We start from the raw sequence: 22,386 nt of genomic DNA on the forward strand, positions 1-22,386 counted from the left end.
TTTATGAATACAAAAACAACCGAACTTCAATCTGAGATTAAGGAGCATTGGGAGAAGCAGATTTTACCCTTCTGGTCCAACCTAAAAGATACAACCCACGGTGGATTCTACGGCTGGGTTGGCAACGATCTTCAGGTTAATCAACAGGCACCCAAAGGCGGGATCGCCACGGCACGGCAACTCTGGTCTTTTGCAGCAGCGTATCGGGTTACCGGAAACGAGAGATGGCGTGAGCATGCTGAACATGCATACCGTTTTCTCGCCGATCATGTGATGGATACCGAATATGGCGGCATGTACTGGATGGTAGATTACACAGGGGAAGCACTGGATACGAGCAAACATGTGTATACGCAATCATTCGGCGTGTATTCACTCAGTGAGTACTATCGCGCTACCGGGGATGCTTCTGCATTGGAACTTGCGAAAACGCTTTTTGCTCTAATCGAGGACAAAGGTCTGGATGCCGAACTACCTGCGTACAAGGAACAATTTGATCGCACATGGAGGGAACAGCCCAATGAAATGCTGAGCGAAAATGGGGTTATTGCGGATTACACAATGAATACGCATATCCATGTGCTGGAAGCCTACACCACGCTCTATCGCGTGTGGCCGGATCAACAAGTGAAGGCGGCGCTGGAACGCCTGCTCGGAATTCTATATGAACGGGTGTATGACCAAGACACCAAGTTTCTCGGGGTATTTTTCAACAAACAGTGGGAATCCATCATCGATCTGCGCTCGTTCGGACATGACATTGAAGCCAGCTGGCTGATCGACGAAGCACTGAAAGTTCTGGGGATGGAACAACATCCGGAGTATGCAGCGATGGTTACGGATATTGCCTATAACATCTCCAATGTAGCCGTGAATGCGGATGGTTCCCTGTTAAATGAACAAGAAGGTGAACATATCGATGAGAAGCGAATTTGGTGGGTTCAGGCCGAGGCGATGGTGGGCTTCTATAATGCATATCAGCGTACAGGTGATCCATTGTTTCTGGAGAGAGTGGAACGCTTGTGGACCTATACAAAAGAAAACATCATTGATCAGCGCGCTGGCGGGGAATGGTACTGGTCGGTTGACGGCAACGGAACACCGGATCAGAGCGAAATTGCCGGACCGTGGAAATGCCCGTATCACAATAGCAGATTCTGTATTGAACTAATCGAGAGGATGGGATCAGAATGATACACCCGAAATACAAGGAGTTACTGGAGAAACAGGAGCAGTTACTTAGTCGCCCTAATGAGATCAATTCTTCCTTCTACAACGGCATATACGATCGGTACCAATATCCGGTTATCACTCGTCATCATGTACCGCTGCATTGGAGATTCGATTTGGATGAGACGACGAACCCGCATTTTATGGAGCGTCTCGGTATCAACGCTACACTGAATCCGGGAGCCATCTATTTCAATGGCAAATACGTCATGGTCATTCGTACGGAAGGATTGGATCGCAAATCAATCTTCGCGCTCGCCGAGAGCGATAATGGTATCGACGGATTCCGTTTCACGGGTAAACCATTGGTCTGGGAAGATATCGATGCGGATGAAACCAATCAGTATGATATGCGCCTCGTTCAACATGAAGATGGCTGGATCTATGGCATCTATTGCTCGGAACGCAAAGACCCGGAGGCTCCTGCATTTGATACGTCCAGCGCAGTGGCACAGGCAGGACTGGTTCGGACACGGGATCTCACAAGCTGGGAACGGTTGCCCAACATCACAACGAATTCCCCTCAACAGCGCAATGTAGTTTTGCACCCGGAATTCGTGGATAGAAAGTATGCCTTCTACACCCGTCCACAGGACGGATTCATCTCAACAGGCAGTGGCGGCGGAATCGCCTTCGGACTGTGTGAGGATATCTTGAACCCGGTCATTCATGAAGAGACGGTTATTGATGAACGGCAATATCATACGGTATATGAGGTCAAAAACGGCCAAGGCCCTGCTCCGCTCAAAACGGATCGTGGCTGGATTCACATTGCTCACGGGGTTCGGAACACTGCAGCAGGCCTGCGTTACGTGTTATACACATTCGCTACGGATCTGAATGATCCAACGCATGTGATTGCCAAACCGGGCGGCCACTTCATTGCCCCTTATGACGATGAGCGGGTAGGCGATGTGTCCAATGTTATTTTCTGCAATGGTGCTGTGGTCAATGAGAAAGAAGAAGTCTTTATCTATTACGCATCCAGTGATACTCGCTGTCATGTGGCAACAACCACTCTGGAGAAACTGGTCGATTATACGTTCAATACACCGGCTGATCCTTATCGTTCCCTGGACTGTGCCAGCCAGCGGGGTCAGCTGATAGAACAGAATGAGAAGCTTTTACAGAAACAATTGACATAACATCGGTAGAGCGTCCTCTCATGCAAGCCTGAAATATGCTGAAAATAGCGAACAACAGCCAGAATTGCTTTATTCCAAGTTGGTAACGATGTATACTGATATGGATTGTTATTATGTGCGGAGAAAGCGCTCATCATAATGACAGCACATTGTGCCTATACCGGCTTGAAGGAGGCGACCATACTGAAGAACAATATCACCATGCGGGATATCGCCGACAGGCTCGGGGTCAGCAGTGTGACCGTCTCGAAAGCATTGAATGATAAAGATGGCGTGAGTGGCGAATTAAAGGAAAAAATTAAAGTACTTGCTGTCGAAATGGGCTATCGGTATAATGCCGCTGCCCGTTCGATGAAGGAAGGCTTAACCCATAATATTGGCGTAATTATCCCGGAGCGTTTTACCGGGCCTACGCAGTCGTTCTATGTACGCGTGTTCCAGCGCATCACCAAACATCTGGAGGAACAAGGCTACTACGGCATTCTGCACATTCTGAATGTGGAGGATGAGGAAGAATTAACGTTGCCCAAGCTGTACAGCGACAACAAGGTCGATGGTTTCATCGTGCTCGGACAGATCAGTAAAGAGTATATTGAACTGGTGAGATCGATGGAGGTTCCCAAAATGTTTCTCGACTTCTACGATGAACATTCGGACATCGATTCCGTCGTTACCGATAACTTCTACGCTGCCTATGAGCTGACAAACTATCTGGTTCAGCAGGGCCACCGGAACATTGCTTATGTAGGAAACTTGTATTCCACGAGCAGTATCCAAGACCGATTCCTCGGGTACTACAAATCCTTGCTGGAACATCGCTTGCCGATGAATCCAGATCTGGTTCTGAATGATCGGGATGAACGGGGTACGTTTATTGAGATTGATCTTCCGGAACAGCTGCCAACCGCTTTTGTATGCAACTGTGATCAGGTCGCTCATCTGCTCGTTCAGAAACTGACTTCAATGGATATTCAGGTGCCTGGCCAATGCTCTGTTGTTGGTTTTGATAATGATATCTATGCCACGCTCTCCGATCCCAAGCTCACAACCGTCGAAGTGGATGTGGAACAGATGGCACGCACGGCAGTTCAGTCCATGCTCAAAAAGGTCGACAACCCAAACCGCAGTTTCGGCCGTGTACACGTGAAAGGCAACATCATCTATCGTGAATCGGTAAGTGCTGTGTCTGCCTCATCAGATACTATGGATATTTGAATAAAAAAATGAAATCAACGAACACAGATGACTGGCCTTTATCTTACTGGCCAGTCTTTTCTGATGCATCGGAGCTTAACGACGGCGACGATCTGTTGAATCCTTCAAAAATGTAGTCGTTCTCCAAATCGAGAGGATGAGGATCAGCTCATACACATTGGTTAAAGTACCGGTTTCCACTGGCAGGGAGATTAACTGCCCTACAAACAACAAGGCAGTTCCAACAAACAGCCAAACCCATTTATGTTTGAAAAGAACGATCAGGCTAACAAATAAGAGTACAAGCCCCACGATGATCACCATCATCGGCGGACCTCCATGAGCTTCTGCCATATATCTCAGTACTCCATACTCTTCTATAACCCTGAGATTTTTAACCTCGGATAAAGTAAAGCCTACAATCTGGTAGACAACCAGACCTAAAGTTATCAGCCATGCTACCACACTCGTTATACTTCTATTGGCAAACTTGGCACCTGAGCTGCGCAAGATATGGTAGCCAACAAGAATAAGGGTAGGGGTAGCAAAGGCATGTAGCCAAAATCGAAGGCTACTGAGAACCATTAACACTTCCCCATCCCCTATCAAATTACCTATAGCAATAATTCCATTGTCATATGCCAAGCTGAACGCTACGAATAGCTGAAAACTGGAATACTCGAGCCATTGCTTCCTATGGGTTAAATCGACGGCCATCCAAACAACAAGTATCAAATAAACAAGAGTAAGTGCGGAGTATATCCATACATCCAAGCTGCTTCACCATCCTTATTGGTCAATTCTAATAAATTATATTTACCGGTAAGTAAAATTACAAGGCGTACTTGCATAAATGGTTAATTTGTCATAAATTACTCACTGATGTAATGAAGATGAATATCGATATATAACGTTTACCCGGAAGACTAACACATGCTTTAGCTCGAGATAATTCACCCTTACGAGGAATCATTATTCAAACAACCCGCAAACTGTATATGGAGCTAAATTATATAAAAAGAGCACCCCCGGCTATCGTAGCTGCAGGAGCACTCTTTTCCTTATTTGAAGAACGTAAAAGCAACAGGTTACTCTGATATCAATAACTTGTCTTCAACCAATTATCCTTGGACCAGGTCAATTTACCCGAACCCGCGCCATTGGAAGCCGTGAGGCGTGCATTCAACGTGGATGGATCATCCGTGGTGTAGCTGTAAGGAAGTGTCGAGAAACCGTTCCAGGAGAACGATTTTACCACCGCCGGAATTGGCGCCAGCGGACTGCCAGACGTATCACTGCTGCCCCGGAATGAGCTTCCATCCAGGGAGTACATGGTATCGGTCACTCTGATTTTGCCGGTATAGGTTGGATCTGCCGGATCGGTCTGATTGTTACGAACAGGATACAGCACGTCCTTAATGACTGATTTCTCAACCAATACAGCTCCGCTTTCCGTAGAAATCGCTCCGTTGCCAATGATATCGAACTTATAACCTTTGGACGCAATCGCTGTTGCCATCGCCGTTGTAATTTTGGCTTTAGCGGCACGTGCCCCTGTTGCATCCATTACGATGTTGTACGCATGTGCGTTGCCTCCACGCAGGCGTGGCATCCGGTCCTGAATATCTTTGTAGAGATTATGGTGCAGCGTCATGGACAGGTTGGCATTAGCCGATTCCAGGCTGGTCGAACCGACCAGATGTCCTTTCTTTTGTGGTCCCGAGATGGCGATAATATCGGCTTTGCTGAGACCTACAGCACTGCTGCGCAGGTAGTTATACATGGGATAGGAAGCCTTGTTTGCTTCCAATTCGTTAATCTGCTGGGTAACCCAGCTGTTCGAGCTGCCGTCATCCCCTTTGAAGAGGGACCAGGAGATGGTCACGCCGCTGGTTCCTTTTTTCGAATCGACGAGTCCGTCATAGGCTTTATTAAATGTGCAGTGATCAATCCATACGTTGCTGTTCTCCTCCAGGGTGATGTAATCCCAATCGTTCTTGTCGTAATCACCTTTGGTGGATTCATCCCATTCCCATAACTCATCAAATTCCAGATTGCGGATGATGACATTTGAGCTTCGTTTCACGCTGATCGCAGCGTGTTTGATCTTGGAACCATTGGCGGAGAAAATCGTGAGTCCATTGAAACCGTCAATCGTGAGCTTGCTGACACCGGTCTGTTTTAATACGGGATGTGTCAGCGCATCATTATGCTTGGCAAAAGGAGAAGTCTGCGCTGCGCTCGGAATTTCATTCCATCCCAGATTCAGATCGTTCATGATCTCAACAACTTTGACACCGGAGTTCTTTTTCAGCGCCAATGCCAGATCGGTCGCATTATACACTTTCTTATACGTGGCTGTGTTTGATTCGCTAATGATGCCGCCGCCCGCATTCCCTTGGGAGAAGCCTGTTAGATTGTAGTCTGCGTTACCCGCTGCCTGCACACTTGCCGGGCCGGACAATAAAGTTAACCCTAACGTTAGAGCCAGAGCTGTGCTGCATAAGCTTCGAAATTTGCTTTTCATCGATTCCATTCCTCCCAATATATGATGATGACATTCGTCCATCGCTGCCATGCCAGGTACGAAGGACATGTTCTCAATGTAGGTTATGAAAGCGATTACAACAATAATCCCTATCTCACATGTGGTTAGGAAAGGCTGGTAAGGTAAGGGTTTGTACTGTAAGCAACCTTGAATCGTACAGAGTTAACTTGGGGAGTAAGGTTTCAGGAATATATCGTGGTAACAAGAACATTCCAGATGGGATGAAATTAAAAAAGCAGGACTGCATCTGCCGCAGACCTGCTCGATTTTACTTTTTGATGGAACGTGTCCAGAAGCCGCCATGGAACTGTTTGGGCTCCACGGTAATAACAAATGCTTTGGGGTCCAGATCGAGAATTGTCTGGTAGAGCAGTTTCTGGTTTTTTCGTTTTGCCAGAATCTCCATCACAAGCCGATCCCCATCACGTCCACTGCCCACCCATGCAGTAACACCATATCCTTTATCTCGCAGAGCATTCGCGACGTTGTTGCCCATCTGGTTACAGATGACTTTAACGGTAACGTAACCGAGCGCGATCTTCTCTTCAATCCACGCACCGAGCAACACTCCCAGTCCATAACCCACCGCGTACACGATCAGGGCCGAAGGCTGAGTCAGGTATTGGAGCACCAGATTCAGACCGAGTACATAGATCACAATCTCACCCATGCTGATCAGTGCGGCGATGTATTTCTGTCCTTTGAGTGTCAGAATCATCCGGAGTGTATAAGCGGATACGTACACAATCTGGATCAAAAAGATAAATACCAATATTTTAAACAATCACAATCCCTCTTTCCTGGCCCTCCCAACGGAATTGGCCCTTTGCTGCATATACTCGACGATTTCGGTTCATCTATGCTTCCTGTATGTTCGCTCTATCTCCATCATTGGACGTTATGCCCTCATTCTAAACGGTTGAATGTAAATCCGTAGGCATTTTCTGCTCTCTGGCATGCCGGAACTGCAATTATAGAACCGTTTGTACCGATTATCAACCCGGCAGAGGTCCCAGGGTCGAAAACGGTGGTCTTTGAATATGCTGTATCATCATAAAGCCAAGCACGCTCGCACAGGATATCAGGTCAGAACCAGGATGGATGGGTCAAAACAAAAGGGGGTGCCGTCATGCAGCTATGGCAGGAGATGGAGCGGGAAGGCATGGAGGAACTCATTTTTTGCCATGATGCAGATAGTGGATTGAGGGCGGTCATTGCCATTCATAACACGGTCCTTGGACCTGCGCTCGGCGGATGCCGCTACTGGACGTATGCGTCCGAGGAAGAAGCTGTTCGGGATGCTGTGAAGCTTGCCAAAGGCATGACGTACAAAAATGCAATCTCTGGACTACCGTATGGTGGCGGGAAAGTGGTCATATGGGATGTACCTTTTGTGAAGAATGCAAAACCGGATGAGGATGGTTGCGGATCTCATAGTGGTGAGCGGGTCGCTGGAGAGCTAGGGGTAGAGAAACAAAAGGGCGCTGCCGCTGAACGGGAAGTCGTCGCTGATGAGGGTACGCATCCACAAGATAAAAGTCTGGATACGGACGTATCCAAGCGGGCGCAGCGCTTTCGCGCACTGGGTCGTTGTCTAGAGCGGCTAAATGGACGATACGTGACCGGTCTTGATCTGGGTACTACGGCGACAGACATGGACCAGATCCGACTGGAGACCGCACATGTGACGGACACCACGGGTTCGCTTGGGGCGCAGGATGACTTCACTGCCGAGATGACCGCCTACGGCGTACACATCGGCATTGTGACCTCGCTGCGCCAGCAAGGCATTGCATCTTTGCAGGGCATTCCCGTTGCCGTCCAGGGACTGGGCAAGGTCGGGTATGCCCTGTGCCGTTACCTGCATGCAGCCGGGGCACGGCTCATTGTGGCAGACGTTGTACCGGAGCGTGTACAACGTGCCCTTGTGCAGTTCAGCGGCGCCATCTCGGCCGATCCGGCCCATATCCACGCCGCTGACTGCAAGGTCTTCGCCCCCTGTGCCCTAGGGGGCGTACTGACCCCGGCAACGGTGGGGGAGCTGCGCTGCTCCATCGTTGCCGGGGCGGCCAACAACCAGCTGAGTGAACGACAGCTGGTTGCAGGCCGCATGCAGGCGCGCGGCATCCTGTACGCGCCTGATTATGTGCTCAACGCAGGCGGAATCATCTCCACCGCCTACGAGCTGGAAGGCGCCGGGCCTGACCTGATCCGCCAAAAGGTGGCGGGGATTGCAGGCACGCTGAGCAAGGTATACGCAGAAGCTACGCAATCTGCGATCTCCACAGCCGATGCAGCCGATCGGCTAGCCGAATCCATCCTCCGCTCAGGCCATACAAGATAGGGTGCCTCCTCCTGGGGAACCTCCACTGCTTTACTTCATTCTAACGAACCTGATACACGCTATTTGGTCCTTTTAGCGCGAACCTAATATCTAACGAATCTCAGACGCACTATTTCGCCTAGTTTGGTTCTTTTTCAAGCGAAATAGCTACTTTTCCGAAGGATAGCGTTCCTGAGGTTCGTTAGAATTTATATTTCAGATTTTCACCCTGAATAGGTTGTCTCAGGTTCGTTAGCGCTGCGGCGAAGGTTTCTTTGGGGTAGTATCTATGGGGGAGTATCACCTATCAAAAGAGCTAACCCCGACATCCGTGTCCAGGTTAGCTCTTTTACCCTCTCTTATCGTTTAGCGCTCTTACTCTCTTACTCTACTACTCCTTAAACTGCAACCGGCCTCTTCTTCGCTGTCTTCTTCTCTCGAAACAGCAGCGTCCACAGCAACACATTCGCTACGATCAGTAGCGCACCATAGATCCACACGCCCCCCGACACTGATCGGAAAAAGACATGGACTCCCCATAACATAGCAAGCACAGGAAGGGCGGCGAATACATACCAGCCATCACTTTGCTGTGCCATACTGAAGGATTGGGAGAACGGTGGCTTACGCAACAACAATTTGCCTGCCAGTGGGACAAGCGCCGTAGCTGTCAGTATAATAATTGCAATATCCGGCAGTATCCGTGACCCAAATGTCCAGGTAAACAAAATGGCATTTGCCAGAAATATAGGCAGGAACATGTTGCATAAGAATGCCTTTAGAGCTCCTTTATATAACGCGCTATCATTCGCCATCGGTGCAGTGCGAAAAGTCCAGAATGCCTTATATTGTCCTGAAAATTTCAGCATGACTACAACCGTTACAACCAGCATCAGCACGATGTAAAAGGTGTATACAAACGAACTTTGTCTAAACTCCGCCCAACTAGAAGATTGCAATTCAGTAAACCAAAATACATAAGGTAAAACAAATGATAAACCAAGCGATGGATACACCTTCAGCTTGAATTCCCGTTCATTACGCATCATGCTGGCTGACAGACGGAAGCAAGCCTGCTCCTCTCTCGAACGACTGACCACCTTGGAGATCAACCGATCCCATCTTCCACGTCTGCGTCCGGAGGACTGACCCGAATGTGCCATTTTTTCCAAATACAATTCAAAGGAAGGCATTAGCTTCACATATACGATCATACTCACCACAGGAACCAAGACTGCCAGTGCTGTGAACGTATAGATCCACACATTCCCGCCCCCTGCAAATAACCATTCATATGCAGCCGCATACCATAACGGAGGTAACAGCAACTGCCACCAAGCCGGGGTAAATACCATACCAAAATCAATAATGCTGAACGAACGAATGACCAGCTGATAACCGATCGCAATCCCCACGGAAAGCAGAATCTGCACCATATTGATCATATCCTTCAGCTTCTCACCATCCAGAAACTTCATCATGAACAGATAGATCAGAGACGTTGTCACCAGAATTAGCATATTGATCAGAATCAGTTCCACAAGGAAAATCAGAAAGAATCCGATCCCATGCGTCACCAACGCGGCAATTAGCGGTATACCGGTTAATGAACCCGTCAGTAATAGCAGATATACGCCCGCATGGATGGCTCGGGCCATCCCCACCGTTCGTCCATTAACGGGCTTAGTCATAATGATATTACGATCCCGAATGTCCAGCAGCACGGAGGAAAAATCCGAGATCATGGACGTCATGATCATAAACATTAAGATGCCAAACACAAGGCCCATCTGAAGCATGAAATGCCCCGTATCCCAGACGATGAAGGGAACCATCATCAGTCCCATTAATCCATACAACCACAGGGATCGAAGAAACTGATTACCTTCCTTGCGCTCCTTTTTCCCTGAATTGCTGGATAAAATAGTAGGTACTCTGCGTTGATCCATCTGGAACTTCACTCGCAAGATCAGGCGCAGTACATCATAATCCGCCCCTGTTCTGGCGATGAGCGGACGAAAGCGATCCAGAATCTTGAGTGTGCGGAAGTCGGAGGATTCCTCCATATCAGTACACCTCCTGCACAATGGATACAAAACGCTCCGCAATGGCTTTATGTTCATTGAAGCCTGTCAATTGATTGAATACTTCCTCCAGCGTGCCTTCCATGGATTGCTGTTGGAGCTGCTTGAACGTACCGTCTGCCACTACGCGTCCTTCAGCGATCAGTACAATTCGACTGCTGATCTTCTCCACCACATCCATGATGTGTGACGAATAGAAGATCGTTGTGCCTTTGGCTGACAATTGTGACAAAATCTCTTTGACCACCATCACACTATTGGCATCCAATCCGCTGAGCGGTTCATCCAGAAACAACAGATCCGGGTCATGCAGCAGCGCAGAGATCAACAGCACTTTTTGACGCATACCTTTGGAAAAGGATGCAATGCGGGAATGATATGATTTTTCCATTCCAAAACAATCCATCAATAGCTTTGCTTTGTAATCCGCATCCTCATAGGACATACCGTATAACTCTCCCGTAAAAGTCAGATACTCCGCAGGCGTTAATTGTTCGTACAATTCCGCCACCTCCGGAACATAGCCGATTCTGCGTTTATACTCTACATCGCCATCCGCAATATCTTTACCAAAGATTCGCACCGTGCCTACATATCCTTCAACCAGCCCGAGTAAAATCTTAACCGTCGTACTTTTGCCAGCCCCGTTTGGACCAATATATCCAATCATCTCACCGCGATTCACTTCCAGATCGATGCCGTTCAGCACATAACGTCCGTTGTATCTCATACGCAAGCTTTCAATTGATAGCACTTGTTGTTCACTCACTTCGTTATCCAGCTCCTGTCTCTATCTTTTTCTACAATTCTACTAGTTTACCACAGATTGGGATGGTAATGATCGGAGATAGGTCACGATATGAGCCATCAACTGGATATCCCTTTCGAGTAAGAGCATCACGTAACAAGTGCGAACACATCACAAAGCCCCTGTTCCACCTTATGGTAAGAGACAAGGGCTTCCACTTTATAGTGAACCTTATTTCTAATATCTAAAAAGTCTTATTGCACCTTAACAATCTGAAAATGTTGATTCGTGCCGCCATTATCCGTCCACTGGATGGCCGCAGCCCCATCTGCCAGGGATTGACTGGAGATATCCAATACTTTGCCTGTACTGCGATTCTTCAGTTTATAATAACCACCACCTACATGGACGAGCTGCCATTGCTGGCTGGCCCAGCCACCATCATTCCACTGTTCAATGACAGCCCCGTCGTTCGTGGCACCATTCTCCACACCAATTAGCTTGCCACTGGAACGGTTGATGATTTTGACATAACCGCCACCCGCATCGGTAATCTGCCACTGTTGACTTGTCGTCCCCCCATCTGCTCGCTGCTCCAGATCCGCACCGTTGGCGGAAGAACCCCCGATGACATTCAGTAATTTATTGCTTTTACGGCTAATCAGCTGATATGAAGCATTCGGGTCCCAGACATCCGGTGTACTCACTCCGGTCACAGTCCCTGTTGCTGTATCAATCGTAATACTGCTGGCCCAGTTCATCGCCAGACTAGTTGCGCTAGGGAACGATAGGGGCAGCCAAACATACTTGGAATCCTGCACAGGTCCGCTCCATGCACCAGCCCAGCGATCACCCATGTAGAGATAGGATGTGGTCTGTGAACCTTCTACAGGAACGACATAGGTGGATTGGGAACCATACGTTGTGCTGTCTCCAAAATTGCTAAGCCCGCTCCATGTGCCTGTAATGCTGGAGGCTGTCGCATATTTGGCCTGATTTGGATTCCAGCCGGTCGCACCTGAGGTAATCAGGAAGTAGACGCCGTCTTTTTTGAATAGGGCTGGTGCTTCACGATATTGTCCAGGCCACAGCGTTGTGACTAGGGATTCCACACCCAGGAAATCCGGGGTCAGCTTATATATATTCAGATCTGCATTCACTCGGGTCGCAGAGATCAGATAAGCGGTTCCGTTATCGTTGTATACCGTCATGTCTCTGGAATCATACCCAAGTGGACGATAACTGCCCACATACGTGTAGTTGCCATCCACCGTATTCGAAGTAGCTACCGCCACTCGGGCCTCGCCATAATCCAGACCATTCTCCTTGTGCATCCACAGCACATATTTGCCAGTAGCACTGTTGTAGATGACCTTTGGGCGTTCAATGTTAGAGATATTTAACTCGGCTGCCGAACTACTGGTGAGCACATCATTGCGATACTCCCAGTTCTTCAGATCCGATGAACGATACACGGACACTGCCTTGAACGTTCCATTCGTATTGCGGTTCTCTCCAAACCAGTAATAATACCCATTTGCCTTAATCATCCCGCCACCATGAGCATGAACGACATTGCCATTGGTATCCTTGAACTGTATCCCGTTCGTTACACTAAGTGGAGCAGCTGAAGCATTCGGTCCGGGTACAAGCAGCATACCTATGGATTGCAGCGCCAAAACCAAAGCAAGCAGATAACTTAAGCGGCGGGTAAAGCGACGTGATTGTGTATTCTTTTTCAACCATCCATCGTTCATAGCCATATCGTAATGCACCTCCATGTTTTTTATGAAGCGCTTACATAAAATAAAATCGATATGTCTTATCTGCCTCCGATCGATGATGCATTTCAGCATTAGAATTCCTGGCAATACTGGCTGGGCGTTCACCTCCCTGATTCCGATTGTATCCGCCACGTTCCTGCTCGAATAGTGAACAATCCGGCGGAAGATGTACAATTTTATACTCCGCTCTCTCGATCAACAACAAAAAGACGCTTCCCCCGAAGCGTCCTCTGCTATACCTGCCCTGCCCCTCCATGATGTAACGATCTCTAGCTGTGTGCGGCTGTTCATAGGCAGGTTTTTATATGATGTTTTATCGGCGTATACTCGCCCTTATTGCTTAATCTTGGTCGTCAAAATCCTGGTCAAACGATAACACTTTACCTGTGTTGGCATCGATATCTACATCTGCTTCACCTTGAGCGGTTCTCAGCTCGATCTCATACACATAGCGACCATCATCATGATCCAGCTCGACTTTGGTTACTTTACCACCCGTAACTTGTTTCAACGCAATGTTTGAAGCTTGGGATGCCGTCAATTTGACCTGCTTGGAAGCAGAGTTATTAGACGTGTTGCCTGATACAGTACCTTTATAATCGTCGTCATCATCGTAGTCTTCATCATTCACGACCGCAAGGATTTTGCCTGTATAAGCATCCAGACGAACGACAACATCATTGGTTCCTTTTCTGTCGATCTCAACTTCATAGAACGTTTGGCCGTTTCTACGCTCCAGATCCACGTCATCCACTTTACCATCGGCTGCTTTTAACGCCAACGCTTTCGCTTGAGATGCATTCAGCATTTTACCTGTGCTGTTCTGATTCTGTGTTGCAGATTGTGTTGTTGACGTTGGTGTAGTTTGCACCGATTGTCCGTTCACATTTCCGCTAGCCGCTACGGCCGATCCACCAAGTAATACTGCTGCTGACAAGCTACCAATCCAAAGTTTATGTTTGTTCATCATCATCATTCATCTCCTCGTTGTTGTTGTTTCGTTCTTGTCTACATTTATAGAATAACCTGCAGGAATGAGAGATCAGCGAGAGTTAGATTAGAATTTGATGAGAAAATGAAGAGAATGCTCATTTAATGAGTGTTCATTATGTATGTAATCTAAAAGAAATGAAAAAGATGACCCCAACATTAGGAATCATCTATCCAACAAGGTGTAACTCTATATTAAATGGATTCCTGTACAAATGTTAATCCTCGTCCTCATCCCAAGTCACCGATCGAATCGCTCCTGAGATGGCATTCACTTGCACAATAGCCTCCCGGCCATCCTCCAAATCAATTTCAACCAGATAATATGGATTCCCGCTGTTGGTTCCACGCAGTTCGATGTCGTCCACTTCCCCCGGAACCTCCGCAAGTGCCTTCTGTTTGGCTTGTTTCTCGCTCAGAAACTGAGGTTTGGGATCATCCTTGGTTGGTTCAGTTGTCGGGGCTGCTATCGTTTTGGAAGCTATCGTCTCTCCCGTGTATGGATCAATCGTGAGTTCTTCACGACTGTTATCCTTTGCCTTCACTACCGCGGTGTATACCGGACTTCCTTGCTGCTCCACAAGTTCAAGCGAGACCAATTGGTTATCTGTTTGTTGTTTTAACAACGCCGTCTTGATCTGCTCGCGGCTCCATAACGTCTTCTCTTCCGCTTGCGGGTTCGACTCCAGCCGTTTAATGGAATTCACAGCAGCTGTAACGGCATCCACTTGCACATCATATAGGCCGGTCTCCGAACGGAGCTGCATGATATACGTCCCGTCCTTCAACGTCGAATTTACAATCTCTCCTGGATATTGATCAAGCACCGATTGTGCTGCCGCATCTGCCGTAAGTACCGCACCAGTCGATTGCCAAGGCTTCCACCACACCACAACTGCCACAATCAGCACAACGAGAAGCCCTGCACCCCACCAGAGTGACCTTCGCGATTTCGCCCATCCGCTATTCCCCTGTTCATGCCGTTTCATCTCCGGTGGTCGCTGCTCATGCTCTGTCATCACGTTTCCCCCTTATAACTCTCCCAATAGCCCGAGTTCATCTGTTATATATTCGGTCTGAGTTTAGTTTCCAATGCTACTACATAAAATGAACTAATCTTTTACACAGTAACGGAGAGGACAGAAAAACCTGAAAAAGCGAAGCTACAAGCTTTCTGCAAGAAAGCTACTTCGAAAGCATACACTTCGCCTGAAAGCTTTCTGAAAGAAAGCTGCATCGAAAGCATACGCTATCCCCGGATTTTCCCCTTGAGAAAAGGGAATCAAAAAAATCTGGGGATAACAGCGATTGGAAGGTTGTTCTGTCATCGTAGTGTCAGTGTGAACAATCTTTAGTTCAGTTTATTTAGTATATAAGAGAAGAATGAGAATTTCATGAGAGCGGCCCGTTCTGAACCGATAAAGGCAAAATAATTGAAGCCTCGGTGCCTTCACCCTCGGTGCTGGTCAGTTCGATCCGTGCTCCAACTGCTCCTGCAAGCTCTTTGGCAAGTGACAACCCCAGACCTGAACCACTTGCGCCTAAGCTGCGTGTCCTGGCCGGATCAACCCGGTAGAATCGGTCAAATACCTTCTCCAGCTCGTCCTCCCGCATACCAATCCCGGTATCCACAATCCGAATACGGCACTCTTGCCCCTTGGCTTCTAGCCTGACTTCAATGGCATCCTCACTATACTTCCGGGCATTATCAAGCAAAATAAACAACAGTTGCTTCAGCTTACTCTCATCGCTGATCGACCATATTGAACCTGGATCTTCACACCGGACTTCACGGTGATAGGCTTCGCGAAATGCACGTGTCGAGTCTGTAGCCAGTCTCGTGATATCTACACGCTCCAACTGCACATTCCACTGCTCTGGCTGCTTCGCAAGCAGTAACAGTTGCTCGGTCATCTCTCGCATGCGAACCGATTCGGACAGAATCGCTTCCACCGCTTCATCAAATACCTCGGGCCGCTCTTTTCCTCGTCGCTGTAGCAGACTGGCATAACTCTCAATAATGGTCAGCGGTGTTTTGAGCTCATGAGATGCATCGGATACAAACCGTTCCTGTCGTTCAAAGTTGGATTCGAGTAAATCCATCATCCGGTTGAACGTCTGTCCCATTGTTTTCAGTTCATCCTTCGACCCTTCCTCCAGTGGAAGACGCTTAAATTGGCCGCTGGACTGGATGTCAGTCATCGTGCGTGTCATCTGCTGAATCGGTCTGGTCATCCGATTCGCCAGAATCCGGCTGGAGATAATGGCTGGGATCAGAGCAATAATCGTGACCGCCACAAGCACAGTTCGAAGTACAGACAGACGATTCTCCGTCTCTGCAATGCTCTCAGTGACCTGTACATTCACCACCTCGCCATCAGGCCAGATGACCGGGACTGATACCCACACATAACCAATCTGTTCAACTTGGGTATACTCCGATTTCTTCTCACTTTCGTACTTATAAGGCAGCTTGCTCAGCTGCTCGGAAGCTGCTGTTGTTGTCACCGGGGAACTGGTGCCGTCTTCATTAACAATCCGGAGCATGCCGTTCACAGGCGCGTAGGCCCGTAACAAGTCATCCGGCGGAATGGAGCCGGCAGACTGACGCACTCCTTTGACAATAGACTCCGCTTCCGCTTCCACCCGATTAACCTCGTTATCAATCGACATTCGTTCAAACACGATGTAGACCGACAGGTTCACCGCGATTAACAGCACAGCAAATAATACAGACGAATATCCGTAGATTTTACTGCGCAGACTCATAACTGTTCCTTCAGGACGTATCCTACGCCCCGTACGGTATGTATTAAGGGTGGTGTGAATCCGTTATCCACCTTTTTGCGCACATAACGGATGTACACATCCACCACATTGGTATCTCCATAATAATCGTATCCCCACACGGCCTGCACAATCTGGTCACGACTGAGCACCTGACGTTGATTCTGCAGCAGATACACGAGCAGGTCGAACTCACGTGGAGTAAGCTCAATGGCCACACCATCTCGGGATACCTCTCGCGTTCCTTCATTTAGTTTCAACCCGGCAGCCGTCAACCAGCCCGCCTCAGCTTCACCCTTATGCCCAGAAGAGTCATTCCCCGTATCAGCAGGTGTAGACGAAGAGGCGGAAGAAACAACAGACGCCACTGCACTAAGCCGCAATGCAGCCCGAACTCTCGCAAGTAGCTCTTCAATCTGGAACGGTTTGGTGATGTAGTCATTGGCTCCAAGATCCAGGCCGGATACTTTGTCTTCTACAGAATCTTTGGCAGTGAGCATAATGATCGGGACCGTAGCATCTTTGGCCCGAACTCGCCGCAACACTTCAATTCCACTCAGACCAGGCAACATCACATCCAGCAGAATCAGATCCCACTGTCCTTCAGCATACTTCTCCAGTCCTTCTGTTCCACTACCAGCCTTGCCCACCTGATATCCCTCATACTGTAGTTCCAGTTCCAGCAGACGTGCTATTTTGGGCTCATCCTCTATGACCAGCACGGCTTCGTTCATGCAGCGCTCCCCCTCATCCCCATCATTTCATTCTCCCGTTATCTTACAATAACATCTACAATTTGCCCAAGGCATCTTCAACCGGATGCTCCCCGGCAATCAGATCAAAGGCCATTCGGTACGTCTTCTCTTCCTGCAAAGAAGCCACGATTACGCGGGCTACATCTTCACGTGGGATGCTTCCTGGCTCCAGATCGGTTCCAACTGCAATCTTGCCTGTGCCCGGTTCATTCTTGAGACCACCTGGACGTATAATCGTGTAATTGAGATCACTTGCAAACAACACACGATCCGCATAATGTTTCGCCACGTAATAAGGCTTGATGGACTCTGACCATTTCTCCCGTTGATCTGCGCCATACGCACTGACCAGAATATATCTGGAGATTCCTTGCTGCTCTGCGGCTTCCATCGTTTTCACCGCACCGTCGAGATCAATCAGCAGTGTTTTGTCCTGACCGGTAGATCCGCCAGAACCTGCCGTAAACACAATGGCATTATGATCCTTCATTGCCTCAGCCAAATCCTCCACACTACCCTCCAGGTCACCAATTACCACATCTGCACCGAGTTCCTTCAGTGTACCCGCCTGCTCCGGTTTGCGGATCATGGCCGTTACTTTATGTTTGCCTTCCTGTGCCAGCTGCTCCACCACAAACTTACCGATTTGTCCATTCGCTCCTATAACTAAAACGTTCATACGTCATTTCTCCTCTCAGTTGAACGGGCTGCTTGTTGTTGCTCCCCGTTCTTTTTATTTAAAGATACTCATCCTATAATTTAAACGAAAGCCGGCGCTTCTAAGCGCCGGCTTTATGTCCATGCCCGTTCAGTACCTCTATGAAATCTGAAGGATTCCATCGTTCCATTAATATGCCATATCCCCTAGGTACTTTATACGCGATCTCACATCGACCACTTCTGCCGTACCTTTTTCCCATCTGAATATCTGTTTTCCTTTGTAATGGTGACAACCAAAAAGGACGCCCAAAGGGCGCCCTTGAATGGCATTAAGATTAGTAAGCCAGTGCGAACAAACCGTGAATATGAGCCAGGTAACGGATGTTACTTGCTTCTTTCATCATGGTTGCAGGCAGACCTTTCAGACGAGTCTGGTTGCCACCGATCATGCCGACAGCATCTTTACGACCCAGACTTCCCAGCGTACCGGAGAATACTGGTGTGAAGGATTCCATTGCGCCACCTTTGAACATAACGCCCAAGTTGTGACCAATAGTCTCACCCATTTGCCAAGCCAATTGTGCTGTTGGAGGGTAAGGGCGAGCGCCTTCGCTAGGGAAGACCACTGCGCTGTCACCAGCAACAAACACGTCTTTGTGAGAAGTAGATTGCAGAACTTCCGTAACTTTCGCACGGCCACGATCCACTTCAATTCCGCTGTTAGCAACAACAGCGTTGCCTTGTACGCCACCTGTCCATACGAGTGTGTTCGTAGGGATGGAGCTGCCGTCTTTCAGCAGAACTTCGTTTTCTTTCATCTCGGTAATCGCTACGCCAACGATGAAGTTAACGCCACGTTTCTCAAGACTTGATTTAGCACGCTCAACAAGCTCTGGCGGGAATCCTGCCAGGATGGAAGGACCTGCTTCAACTGTGTACAGGGATACTTCTTTGAAGTCGATGCCTTTTTCTTGACATACTGCAGGAAGCAGGTCAGCGAATTCGCCAACAAGCTCAATACCTGTCAAGCCGCCGCCACCAATAACAAACGTAGCGTCTGCTTTGTTGCCGGACTGTTTGTAAGCATCAAGACGCGCTTCAACGTGTGCACGAATACGGTTTGCATCGCTAACCGATTTGAGCGTGAAGCTGTACTCTTGCAATCCTGGAATTCCGAAGAATGCCGTTTCGCTGCCCAAGGCAACGACAAGTGCATCGTAAGAGTATGTGGAGCCGCTGGTCATCAGAACTTTTTTCTCGTCCGGCTTGATTGTATCCACCGTATCGATTTTCAAGTTCACGTTTTTGCCACGCAGCAATTTTTCAAGTGGAAGAGCAACTGCTTGTTCAGCAATGCTTCCCGCTGCAAGACGGTGCAGTTCCGTGATAATTTGGTGTGTAGGGTAACGGTTCACGACAGTAATTGTCGCTTCTTCCGGAGACAAGTATTGACGTGCAGTCAATGCAGTCAACAGACCGCCGTATCCTCCACCCAAGATCAAAATTTGCTTCGACATATCCATCCTCCGTTCTTCTAAGTCTTAACGTTTCGGTTGTTGACGCTCGTTCAAGATGCTCAAGAAAGATTGAGCAAAACGAAGCGATTGTTGTACGTTTGGATCTTTAAGCATTTTCAGCATAGCGAACAAGCCAACTGAAGTTTGCTCTGTTTGCGCACGGTCATTGGCTTCGATGGCAGCAGAAGCTACACCTTTAGCTTTGTCTACAACAGGCTTAGCGAACTCGCCCATTGCGCTCATTGTGTCGCTGATCAGAACTTTGTCTGTTGCTACACTTTGTGCAAAGTCATAAGCTTTTGTCATAGCAGTAACCATTTCAGCCAATTTAGGCAGGTTCTCCACCAGAACGGTTAAAGACTCCTGTACCTCAGGCTTCATCAGTTGATCCAGAACGTCCAAGGACTGGCGCTCGGAAACGTTGGCACCTTCTGTAACTGGCACCTCTTGTTGAGTAGGCGATTGTGACATAAGAGAAAGTCCTCCTTTACTTTGGGATAGAAGTCCGCGACTTTCATGATGCCTGTCAAGCAGAGCCGAACCACAAAATACATCGAATACATTTAAATGTACCAAATTTCACACAATAGGATGAGCGTAGCTCAGGGCCACTCCCATATCATGCATTGTATCTTGGATCTATTGCGGACAACATGTGTTGACGCACAAAACGACAAGCAGGCCGAAACCGAACTCTATACCCTTATATTACACCTCTTACACATGAACATGAAAAAGAAATTTTTTACACTTGTGAAGATATTGTGAACATTGTAACAAAATCGATTTTTTTGTCAACCCATTCAGGCAAGCTAACGCCGCCGATCCTCCTGTCCAAGATCCGTATTCCTACCACATGTGGTATTAAGACAAGATCACATATGACCAGATGTGCGATATGTACACAAGGAAGGATTCGTTTATCCAAATGTTCAGGAATTGTTTTCCAATATCACAATTTTCATGCAACGAAATTGGTCACTGTCGTTATTATGCAGCGTTGGGCTCAGCCTTATTCCATCATTGAGACATCTTTTCTATTTCAAGTATGAACCTCTTGCGTCACGAATGCAAAACTTGGAACAAAGCCATTGCGTTTAGAATGCGGACATCCCGGTTAATAAGGACTACACCAGAAACGAAGGAGATGTTCGATATGAGTAATTCAACTGGCGATAAAATCAAAGCAGGCGTAAACAAGGCCAAAGGCGAAGTGAAGGATCAGATCGGTAATGCAACCAATAACAGATCCCTTCAGGCTGAGGGTAAAAAAGACAAAGCCAAAGGTGCTGTACAGGATAAAATTGCCGACATTAAAAAAGATCATCACTAGATCCTTTTAATGTGAGGTCCAACAGCACGAAGATTTCGTGCAATAGATTATTTTAAAATAGCCTGACTGTCCGTGTTCGGATGAAATCCGAAAATGAGACGGAGGCGCAAAAAAGCCAAGGAAGGTGTTACTCAATACACCCTTCCCTGGCTTTTTTTGTGCATTTTATACTGCTGGAACTGCGTATCTTGCCATATCGACAATGAAACTGCGTGTTTCCCTTGTTGTATGGTATTCACGGCTGAACTGTCTGACCCATTCGGGATGTTCCTGATACCAACGGAAAGTTTTTTCCAATCCCTTTTCCAACGTGGTTTGCGGTAACCAACCCAATTCCGCTCGCAATCTGCCTGAATGTACGACCAGACTCGACCCTCTGGACTGGGTTGGTTCTTGCTCCCGGATCTCTACAGCAGCTACGGATCGATCCATTGGTTTCAATATCTCCCCTATTTCCTGCATGGTTGTTCCAAGCCCTGTCGATATGTTGTAGACCTGTCCGTCTTTGCCTTTCAGCATGATCTGTTCAATGGCCCGGAGGGCATCATCTACATACAAGAAATCACGCACTGCCGATCCCTGGATATCCAGAGGCAGTCCGTCCAACATCCTACCAAAATTTCGGGGAATAATACGGTCTGGCAACTGCCATGGACCATAGAGGTTGGTCAAACGAAAGAGTTTGACTGGAAGCTGGTAACATTGAGCATAGGAGTGAGCCAGCATTTCACACGCGACTTTGGACGCGGAATAAGGAGAGACAGGTGCATACGGATCTGATTCATGATAGACTCTGCCCCAATCGCCGCCATACACTTCAACGGATGAAGCCAGCAAGACTGGAATGTGATGTTCCGTAGCATATTGAAGGACAGCCTGTGTGCTGAGTGTATTATTGCGGAAGACTTCCCCTGGCTGATGATACGAATAATCTACGTGTGGCATGGCCGCCAGATGGATAATGTAATCTGTTCCTGGAGGTAAATGAATCCGGTCTGATGCAAGGTCACAACAGATGAGCGCCATCTCATGCAGAGGAGAGATATGAACAAGCCTCTGACAATAATCATCCCGATCCAGAAGGGTAATTCGATGCCCCTTTTGCGCCAAATACTGTGAAAGGTTAAATCCCACAAATCCAGAAGCCCCTGTAATCACAATGTTCACACACGATTCCCCCTTGCGATTTATACAACCTGTGGATTGAAGAGAGTTTATGTACTGAGTATACCCTTAAAATGATACATTTTGTATCATTTTACAATTGTTTTTTGTTCGTCCTTGAGGT

General features: G+C 47.9%; 19 protein-coding genes. 5 read left to right on the plus strand and 14 right to left on the minus strand.

Annotated features, from left to right (window positions below; translation table 11 throughout):
* The first annotated feature begins 3 nt into the window (after positions 1-3).
* The 3 genes from NST38_RS29120 (at position 4) to NST38_RS29130 (ending at position 3,590) form a co-directional block, all read left to right on the plus strand.
* Positions 4-1,194 carry an AGE family epimerase/isomerase gene (locus tag NST38_RS29120; protein ID WP_076251873.1) on the plus strand — a complete coding sequence of 397 codons (1,191 nt, stop codon included), beginning with the start codon at positions 4-6 and terminating at the stop codon, positions 1,192-1,194.
* Positions 1,191-2,375 (plus strand): glycoside hydrolase family 130 protein, encoded by a 1,185-nt coding sequence (locus tag NST38_RS29125; protein WP_076251875.1) that lies wholly within the window; start codon positions 1,191-1,193, stop codon positions 2,373-2,375. The genes NST38_RS29120 and NST38_RS29125 overlap by 4 nt, the downstream gene beginning before the upstream one ends.
* A gap of 138 nt (positions 2,376-2,513) precedes the next feature.
* Positions 2,514-3,590: a substrate-binding domain-containing protein gene (locus NST38_RS29130; protein ID WP_076251877.1), complete on the plus strand. Its 1,077-nt coding sequence runs from the start codon at positions 2,514-2,516 to the stop codon at positions 3,588-3,590.
* A gap of 75 nt (positions 3,591-3,665) precedes the next feature.
* Here NST38_RS29130 and NST38_RS29135 read toward each other — a convergent pair whose 3' ends face one another.
* The 3 genes from NST38_RS29135 to NST38_RS29145 form a co-directional block, all read right to left on the minus strand.
* Complete coding sequence (locus tag NST38_RS29135) at positions 3,666-4,343, minus strand: hypothetical protein (protein ID WP_076251879.1); 678 nt, start codon at positions 4,341-4,343, stop codon at positions 3,666-3,668.
* Positions 4,344-4,668: 325 nt separating this feature from the next.
* Positions 4,669-6,096, minus strand: a complete 1,428-nt coding sequence (locus NST38_RS29140; protein WP_076251881.1) for a pectate lyase family protein — start codon at positions 6,094-6,096, stop codon at positions 4,669-4,671.
* A gap of 289 nt (positions 6,097-6,385) precedes the next feature.
* Entirely contained in the window at positions 6,386-6,901 is a 516-nt protein-coding gene (locus tag NST38_RS29145) for a DUF2179 domain-containing protein (protein WP_036606590.1), read from the minus strand.
* A 345-nt stretch (positions 6,902-7,246) separates the two neighbouring features.
* Here NST38_RS29145 and NST38_RS29150 point away from each other — a divergent pair, with 345 nt between their 5' ends.
* Entirely contained in the window at positions 7,247-8,461 is a 1,215-nt protein-coding gene (locus NST38_RS29150) for a Leu/Phe/Val dehydrogenase (protein WP_076251883.1), read from the plus strand.
* Positions 8,462-8,838: 377 nt separating this feature from the next.
* Here the strand turns inward: NST38_RS29150 and NST38_RS29155 are convergent, their stop codons facing one another.
* The 10 genes from NST38_RS29155 to NST38_RS29200 form a co-directional block, all read right to left on the minus strand.
* The gene (locus NST38_RS29155; RefSeq protein ID WP_076251885.1) at positions 8,839-10,506 is read right to left on the minus strand and encodes a hypothetical protein; all 1,668 of its coding nucleotides are present in this window, start codon (positions 10,504-10,506) and stop codon (positions 8,839-8,841) included.
* 1 nt (position 10,507) lies between these two features.
* Complete coding sequence (locus NST38_RS29160) at positions 10,508-11,293, minus strand: ABC transporter ATP-binding protein (RefSeq protein WP_036606587.1); 786 nt, start codon at positions 11,291-11,293, stop codon at positions 10,508-10,510.
* A gap of 233 nt (positions 11,294-11,526) precedes the next feature.
* Positions 11,527-13,035, minus strand: a complete 1,509-nt coding sequence (locus tag NST38_RS29165) for an RICIN domain-containing protein (protein WP_256720052.1) — start codon at positions 13,033-13,035, stop codon at positions 11,527-11,529.
* A gap of 361 nt (positions 13,036-13,396) precedes the next feature.
* Positions 13,397-14,026, minus strand: a complete 630-nt coding sequence (locus NST38_RS29170; RefSeq protein ID WP_179087883.1) for a PepSY domain-containing protein — start codon at positions 14,024-14,026, stop codon at positions 13,397-13,399.
* Between the two features lie 238 nt (positions 14,027-14,264).
* The gene (locus tag NST38_RS29175; protein ID WP_076251892.1) at positions 14,265-15,065 is read right to left on the minus strand and encodes a PepSY domain-containing protein; all 801 of its coding nucleotides are present in this window, start codon (positions 15,063-15,065) and stop codon (positions 14,265-14,267) included.
* A gap of 373 nt (positions 15,066-15,438) precedes the next feature.
* Entirely contained in the window at positions 15,439-16,815 is a 1,377-nt protein-coding gene (locus tag NST38_RS29180; RefSeq protein ID WP_076251894.1) for a sensor histidine kinase, read from the minus strand.
* The gene (locus tag NST38_RS29185; RefSeq protein ID WP_076251896.1) at positions 16,812-17,567 is read right to left on the minus strand and encodes a response regulator transcription factor; all 756 of its coding nucleotides are present in this window, start codon (positions 17,565-17,567) and stop codon (positions 16,812-16,814) included. The genes NST38_RS29180 and NST38_RS29185 overlap by 4 nt, the downstream gene beginning before the upstream one ends.
* Before the next feature lie 55 nt (positions 17,568-17,622).
* Positions 17,623-18,267 (minus strand): SDR family oxidoreductase, encoded by a 645-nt coding sequence (locus tag NST38_RS29190; RefSeq protein ID WP_076251898.1) that lies wholly within the window; start codon positions 18,265-18,267, stop codon positions 17,623-17,625.
* Positions 18,268-18,583: 316 nt separating this feature from the next.
* Positions 18,584-19,765: an NAD(P)/FAD-dependent oxidoreductase gene (locus tag NST38_RS29195; RefSeq protein WP_036606574.1), complete on the minus strand. Its 1,182-nt coding sequence runs from the start codon at positions 19,763-19,765 to the stop codon at positions 18,584-18,586.
* 24 nt (positions 19,766-19,789) lie between these two features.
* Positions 19,790-20,236, minus strand: coding sequence for a DUF1641 domain-containing protein (locus tag NST38_RS29200; RefSeq protein ID WP_017691658.1), 447 nt, complete (start codon positions 20,234-20,236; stop codon positions 19,790-19,792).
* Between the two features lie 685 nt (positions 20,237-20,921).
* Between NST38_RS29200 and NST38_RS29205 the strand changes: the two genes are divergently transcribed.
* Entirely contained in the window at positions 20,922-21,098 is a 177-nt protein-coding gene (locus NST38_RS29205) for a CsbD family protein (RefSeq protein ID WP_074092719.1), read from the plus strand.
* 165 nt (positions 21,099-21,263) lie between these two features.
* Here the strand turns inward: NST38_RS29205 and NST38_RS29210 are convergent, their stop codons facing one another.
* The gene (locus NST38_RS29210; RefSeq protein WP_179087884.1) at positions 21,264-22,265 is read right to left on the minus strand and encodes an NAD-dependent epimerase/dehydratase family protein; all 1,002 of its coding nucleotides are present in this window, start codon (positions 22,263-22,265) and stop codon (positions 21,264-21,266) included.
* Positions 22,266-22,386: the final 121 nt, after the last annotated feature.

The organism is Paenibacillus sp. FSL H8-0104 (genome assembly GCF_038050215.1).
GTDB lineage: Bacteria > Bacillota > Bacilli > Paenibacillales > Paenibacillaceae > Paenibacillus > Paenibacillus amylolyticus.

What these genes read in the sequence shown, in the direction of transcription:
- NST38_RS29120 (WP_076251873.1), top strand. Translation starts at nt 4, where the DNA reads ATGAATACAAAAACAACCGAACTTCAATCTGAGATTAAGGAGCATTGG.
- NST38_RS29125 (WP_076251875.1), top strand. Translation starts at nt 1,191, where the DNA reads ATGATACACCCGAAATACAAGGAGTTACTGGAGAAACAGGAGCAGTTA.
- NST38_RS29130 (WP_076251877.1), top strand. Translation starts at nt 2,514, where the DNA reads ATGACAGCACATTGTGCCTATACCGGCTTGAAGGAGGCGACCATACTG.
- NST38_RS29140 (WP_076251881.1), bottom strand. Translation starts at nt 6,096, where the DNA reads ATGAAAAGCAAATTTCGAAGCTTATGCAGCACAGCTCTGGCTCTAACG.
- NST38_RS29150 (WP_076251883.1), top strand. Translation starts at nt 7,247, where the DNA reads ATGCAGCTATGGCAGGAGATGGAGCGGGAAGGCATGGAGGAACTCATT.
- NST38_RS29155 (WP_076251885.1), bottom strand. Translation starts at nt 10,506, where the DNA reads ATGGAGGAATCCTCCGACTTCCGCACACTCAAGATTCTGGATCGCTTT.
- NST38_RS29165 (WP_256720052.1), bottom strand. Translation starts at nt 13,035, where the DNA reads ATGGCTATGAACGATGGATGGTTGAAAAAGAATACACAATCACGTCGC.
- NST38_RS29170 (WP_179087883.1), bottom strand. Translation starts at nt 14,026, where the DNA reads ATGATGAACAAACATAAACTTTGGATTGGTAGCTTGTCAGCAGCAGTA.
- NST38_RS29175 (WP_076251892.1), bottom strand. Translation starts at nt 15,065, where the DNA reads ATGACAGAGCATGAGCAGCGACCACCGGAGATGAAACGGCATGAACAG.
- NST38_RS29180 (WP_076251894.1), bottom strand. Translation starts at nt 16,815, where the DNA reads ATGAGTCTGCGCAGTAAAATCTACGGATATTCGTCTGTATTATTTGCT.
- NST38_RS29185 (WP_076251896.1), bottom strand. Translation starts at nt 17,567, where the DNA reads ATGAACGAAGCCGTGCTGGTCATAGAGGATGAGCCCAAAATAGCACGT.
- NST38_RS29190 (WP_076251898.1), bottom strand. Translation starts at nt 18,267, where the DNA reads ATGAACGTTTTAGTTATAGGAGCGAATGGACAAATCGGTAAGTTTGTG.
- NST38_RS29195 (WP_036606574.1), bottom strand. Translation starts at nt 19,765, where the DNA reads ATGTCGAAGCAAATTTTGATCTTGGGTGGAGGATACGGCGGTCTGTTG.
- NST38_RS29200 (WP_017691658.1), bottom strand. Translation starts at nt 20,236, where the DNA reads ATGTCACAATCGCCTACTCAACAAGAGGTGCCAGTTACAGAAGGTGCC.
- NST38_RS29205 (WP_074092719.1), top strand. Translation starts at nt 20,922, where the DNA reads ATGAGTAATTCAACTGGCGATAAAATCAAAGCAGGCGTAAACAAGGCC.